Genomic DNA, 4,792 nt, shown 5'->3' on the forward strand with positions numbered 1-4,792 from the left:
CCTCGTGCCGCCCCCTCCGGGGCCACGAAATGCCTGCACTGCGCTCTTACCCGGTTGGGGGGTGCGGCTACCGGCGGGTGGGCCGATCGGTGGGGTGCATCGCCTTCGAGGGCCGGATCGTGGTGGTCGGCTTCGCCGCCGGACAGATCCCGGCGCCCGCGCTCAACCACGCCCTGGTGAAGAACTACGCGATCCTGGGCCTGCATTGGGGCCTGTACAACACGCACGCCCCGCAGACCGTCCAGGCCGCGCACGAGGAGCTGACCAAGCTCGCCGAGGCGGGCGTCGTCCGCCCGCTGGTCAGCGCGCGCCTCCCGCTCGCGTCGGCCGCGGAGGCCGTCCAGCGGGTGGCGGACGGGCTGAGCACCGGGCGAATCGTCGTCCTGGGCGATTAGCGTCCGGCGATGACGTCCAGGACCGGGCGGGGCTGGCGGCCGAGGAGGGCGGCGAGGTCGCCGGGGCCGCCCGGGCCGGCCAGGAAGCCGTGGGCGATCGCCGAGTAGGTGCCCACCACCATCGGCACCTGGAAGTCCAGCGCGTCCGAGGCCGCCACCGCCGCCCTCGTCCCGGCGAGGCCGGCGGGGCGGTACTCGGCGCCGATCGCCGCCGCGACGTCCGCGCCGCCGATCGCCCGTTCCCCCACCAACTCGTAGGTGCGGCCCGCGTGTTCGGCGGGCGCGAGAGCCACGGTCGCCGCCGCCTCGGCCAGATCCGCCCGGGCCACCGCCGCGAGCCCGCCCTCGCCGAGCGGTGCGGTGATCACCCCGTCCGCGTCCGGCGCGGCGATCGCGGCCAGGAACTCGGCATACAGCCCGTTGCGCAGCACCGTCCAGCGCAGGCTCGCGGACTCGCGCAGCCGCCGTTCCGTCCAGCGGTGTGCGAGCGCGTAGGGCAGGTGGTCGCCGTCGCCGGAGAGGCTCGTGTACACGACGTGCTCGACACCCGCCTCCTCCGCCGCCGCGATCGCCGCGCCGTGCCGGGCGATCACGACGTCGTCCTCGGCGGCGCCGGCGGAGATCAGCAGCAGGGTGCGGACGCCGGCGAAGGCCGGCTTCAGGGTCTCCGGCCGGTCGAAGTCGACGAGCCGGGCGGGGGTGCCGTCCGGCACCTTCTCGGGCGTGCGGGTGCCGGCGATAACGTCCTCGCGTCCGCGCAGACGGTCCAGGACGAGGGCGCCGAGGCCTCCGTTGACACCGGTGACGAGCAACATGGGGTTCCTCCAGGGATGATCGGCCGTTGGCTTCGCGACCATCCTCGATAGCCTGGTCGTTCGGCGTAAGGAGGCACTTTCATGTCCGTAGGGCACACCGCGATAACCACCGTTCCAACTAAGTGAGCAGGAGTGAGTCTTGGACCCAGGTCTGATCACTGCGGGCATCCCGAACGGTGTTGGATGCCCGGCTGGTCGCCCGCGTTCTCGTTGTCCCCGCCCGGGCACGTGCATCGTGTGCACGGTCCGTGGCGGGGTGGCGGGGTTCCTCACGCCCCCGAACGCCTGGTCCGGCCTGGGCGGTCCGATGCCCGCGACGATCACTCCGGTCGTCGTGGGGCGGTGTCGTCCGTCGCCGGATCGGGTGTCCGAGGGCGCGTCGCCCGATCGCGACAGCGGCGCCGTCGTGTCGGGTGGTCTGACGGGAGGGCGTCGCGAGCGGCTTCTGCCAGTGCTGCGCGCCCCACTGGGAGGTGTAGGCAGGGTCGACCGCGACGATGACCAGGTCCAGCTCGGCGGCCATGGAGACGAGACGGGCGCGGAGTCTGCCGGTGGGGATACCCGAGATCAGCTGCCTGAAGCGCTTCCTGCGGCCGTGCTTCTCCCGGGTGGTCTCTGCGGTGAAGTCCAGGTTCTCCAGGCCGATCGCCCGCACGCCGCAGCGTTTCGCCCAGTGCAGCAGGCGGGTGATGGCATGGCGGATCTGCGCGTCGCGGTGGGCGGCGGTGCCGGACAGGTCGTAGAAGAACCGGCGGGGTTCGCCGACCGGGTTGCCGTGGACATCCAACTGCCAGCACGCGAAGTGGTCGGCGTTGGTGTCCACGCCGACCATCCCGGCCGCCCGTGCCGTGGCCAGCGGCATGGTCTTCACCGCCGGCCGGGTCCAGGAGGCGTCCAGGTACCAGCGGCCCCGGTCCACGTCCCGGTGGATGCGGTACGCCACCGCCCGGTTGGCCTCGATGCGGTCGGCCCACTCGGCGCCCCGGTGCGGGAAGGTCACCTTCGCGGCCAGCACATACCGGCCGCTCCTGGCGTTCGCCAGCTCGGCGAGCGGGGCCGGCAGCTTGATCGACACCTCGCCGTCCGGGGTGACACGGATCGTCTCGTTGCCGAACCGCTTGCCGGACTCCCCGTCGGCAGCGAGGAACCAGCGGGCCGTTTCCCACCTCTCCCGCCACTGGGCTTCGGTCAGGTCCGCGGCGTCGAGGTTGTGCCGGGTGTTCAGCAGCTTCCGGCCGCCGCGCACCACACGCACGATGCCGTTGTCGCGGTCGGCGGCAACAGCCGCGCGTCGCTCCTCAAGGACGTGCAGGCGCCGGGTCTTGTGGAACCACTCGTGCTTGGAGCGGTATCCGCCCGGCGCGCGCCCGGTGCCCTTCTCCCCGACCGGCAACGACAGGCGGTGGCGCAGCATCCGGATGCCGGCGTCCAACGAGTCCAGGTATGCGCCCTGCCCGCGACGCGACAGCGCCCACTGGTCGTGCGTGGCCTTGGTGACGCTCCCGGCCCAGCGCGACGACGACTGCACGCTCAGGTCACGTTTCCGTGCGGCCCACGTCTCGTTGCAGTGCTCCAAGCCGTCCGCGCAGCGCGCCTTCAGGTCCTTCGACGCCAGAGCCCCCATATGCCCGCCGACCAGCCGCAACACCTTCTCGTCCTCCGGCGTGAGGCCCTTGAGCCGGTCACGCACCGACACACCCGACGGGCCAAGGGAAACGAACGGCGCGTCGATCCGCCGCAGCGGCTTCCTCTGTGACCCAGCCACGCCAACCCCCTCCCAGTCAGTGCCACCACCCTCACACACGCCACTGACAGTCGCCTCATCGATCCAACAAACCGTGATCGAAAAACACACTCATGGACACCCAAGTGCACCAAAACGACCTCAATCCCCAGCAGTTCACCACCCCCCGTCCCGTGGTCTGGTGCGAGGACGGCGTGGACTGCGGGATCCGCGACCTGCTGGACCGCCTCGGCGACAAGTGGTCCGTCCTGACGATCGTCGAACTCGCCGCCGGCGTACGGCGGTTCCGCGAGCTGCAGCGTGCGCTGCCGGGCATCTCGCAGCGGATGCTGACGCTGACGGTGCGCCGCCTGGAGCGCGACGGGATGGTCTCGCGGACCGTCCACCCGACCGTCCCGCCGCAGGTGGAGTACGAGCTGACGCCCCTCGGCCACAGCCTGACCCACCTGGTGCGGGCGATGGCGGACTGGTCCTACGACCACCACGACGCGATCGTCTCCTCCCGCGAGGAGTGGGACACCGCCAACCCGGGCTCGGAGATCCGGTAGGGCCGGAGCGGGCGGTTCAGGCGAGCGGCGCTCAGGGCTGGAGGCGGACCGTCATCTCGACGACCACGCGGTCCCCCACCGCAAGGCCCTGCGGCTTGCGCACGGCGTTCTTGATCGGCAGCAGGTAGCCGCCGTCCTTCGGGAAGAGCGACGTGGCGAAGGCCGTCCCGCCGATCCGGGCCTCGACCGGGACGACGCCCCAGCCGTACGTGGCCGCCGCCGCTACCTCGCGTACGTCGGCGGCCTGTTCCTCGGGCACGGGGACGAAGTAGAACGGGGACGGCCCGCGCCATTCGATCACGTGGCCGGTGAAGGCGATGTCCATGAGGCCGATCCGTTCGTGAGGACGCCCGATGCCCGCCCAGCGTATGCGCGCCCAGCGTATGTGCGGACGGCGTACGTGCGGACGGCGCCTTCAGCGCTCGTAGACCATCTCGGGGAAGCGCGGCGACGGGCCGTCGAGCAGGTGGTCGTCGTGGCCGCGCAGCCAGCGGTCGAAGAATGAGGCGACGTACGAGCGCGTGGCGAGCACTGCGCGGTCGGGACGGACGTCGCCGATGTCCTCGGTCAGCTTCGCCCCGCCGATCGCGCCCTGGCGGGCGAGCTGGGGCAGCAGTGACTCGGCGTCGGTGTAGGAGCCGTGGCGGGAGCCGGTGAGCGTGACGTCGGCGTGCCAGCCGGTGCTGTGCTGCCACAGGGCGTCCCAGCCGGGCTGGCGGTGGTAGCTGCCGGAGTCGGGGTTCTGGGTGCCCATGAGCAGGAACGGCCGGGTCAGGCCGTCCTCGGCGACGGTGGACAGGTGGACGCCGGTGCCGTCCGGGCCGGGGAAGTGCAGTTGGCCGTCGAGGTTGACGCCGACTTTGAGGCGGGGGTCGTCGTGCATGGTCTGGAGGGCGGCGGAACCGCCCCCGGAGTGGCCGACCATGCCGATCCGGTCGAGGTCCAGGGAAGCGGCGAGGCCCGGCGGCAGGTGGTCGTCGTAACGCAGGCCTGCCAGCTGGTCCAGCACGAAGCGGGTGTCGTCGACCCGGGTCTGCAGCGTCTTGCGCAGGACGGCGCCGAGGTCGAGGCCGGGCTGGGCCATCAGCGCGGGGAAGACGGAGGTCGCGAGGTCACCGTCGGGGAAGGCGACCTCCGAGGCGTCGTAGGGGTGGTCGACGGTGACGACGACGTAGCCGCGCGAGGCGAGGTCCTCGACGAGGCCGGTGCCCCACGTGCGCGGGTCGCCGAAGCCGGCCGAGTACAGCACGACGGGCCGCTTGCCGCCGGGGAGGGCGGGCGCGTCGGCGC

General features: G+C 72.1%; 5 protein-coding genes and 1 pseudogene. 2 read left to right on the forward strand and 4 right to left on the reverse strand.

The genetic code is table 11. The annotated features are described in order from the left end of the window. Positions 1-83 precede the first annotated feature (83 nt). Positions 84-395: pseudogene (locus tag AB0O00_RS29815) on the forward strand (zinc-binding dehydrogenase); the annotation flags it as partial. Here the strand turns inward: AB0O00_RS29815 and AB0O00_RS29820 are convergent. Both AB0O00_RS29820 and AB0O00_RS29825 read right to left on the reverse strand, forming a co-directional pair. After that, positions 392-1,210 (reverse strand): NAD(P)H-binding protein, encoded by an 819-nt coding sequence (locus AB0O00_RS29820; RefSeq protein ID WP_363657002.1) that lies wholly within the window; start codon positions 1,208-1,210, stop codon positions 392-394. The pseudogene AB0O00_RS29815 and the gene AB0O00_RS29820 sit on opposite strands and share 4 nt — an antisense overlap. Positions 1,211-1,328: 118 nt before the next feature. Next, positions 1,329-2,906 (reverse strand): IS200/IS605 family accessory protein TnpB-related protein, encoded by a 1,578-nt coding sequence (locus tag AB0O00_RS29825; protein WP_363657010.1) that lies wholly within the window; start codon positions 2,904-2,906, stop codon positions 1,329-1,331. Between the two features lie 161 nt (positions 2,907-3,067). Here AB0O00_RS29825 and AB0O00_RS29830 point away from each other — a divergent pair, with 161 nt between their 5' ends. After that, a complete protein-coding gene (locus AB0O00_RS29830) occupies positions 3,068-3,502 on the forward strand; it encodes a helix-turn-helix domain-containing protein (RefSeq protein ID WP_363657004.1) in 435 nt (144 codons plus the stop codon). Between the two features lie 31 nt (positions 3,503-3,533). Here the strand turns inward: AB0O00_RS29830 and AB0O00_RS29835 are convergent, their stop codons facing one another. Together AB0O00_RS29835 and AB0O00_RS29840 are read right to left on the reverse strand one after the other, a co-directional pair. Beyond that, complete coding sequence (locus tag AB0O00_RS29835) at positions 3,534-3,827, reverse strand: DUF1905 domain-containing protein (RefSeq protein ID WP_363657006.1); 294 nt, start codon at positions 3,825-3,827, stop codon at positions 3,534-3,536. Positions 3,828-3,917: 90 nt separating this feature from the next. Then, a partial coding sequence (locus AB0O00_RS29840) for an esterase (protein ID WP_363657008.1) occupies positions 3,918-4,792 on the reverse strand: 875 nt, incomplete at its 5' end.

The organism is Kitasatospora sp. NPDC093558, assembly GCF_040683475.1.
Lineage (GTDB): Bacteria > Actinomycetota > Actinomycetes > Streptomycetales > Streptomycetaceae > Kitasatospora.

Bases quoted from the DNA above. Each gene is read 5' to 3' on its own strand.
- AB0O00_RS29820 (WP_363657002.1), bottom strand. From the start codon at position 1,210: ATGTTGCTCGTCACCGGTGTCAACGGAGGCCTCGGCGCCCTCGTCCTG.
- AB0O00_RS29830 (WP_363657004.1), top strand. From the start codon at position 3,068: ATGGACACCCAAGTGCACCAAAACGACCTCAATCCCCAGCAGTTCACC.
- AB0O00_RS29835 (WP_363657006.1), bottom strand. From the start codon at position 3,827: ATGGACATCGCCTTCACCGGCCACGTGATCGAATGGCGCGGGCCGTCC.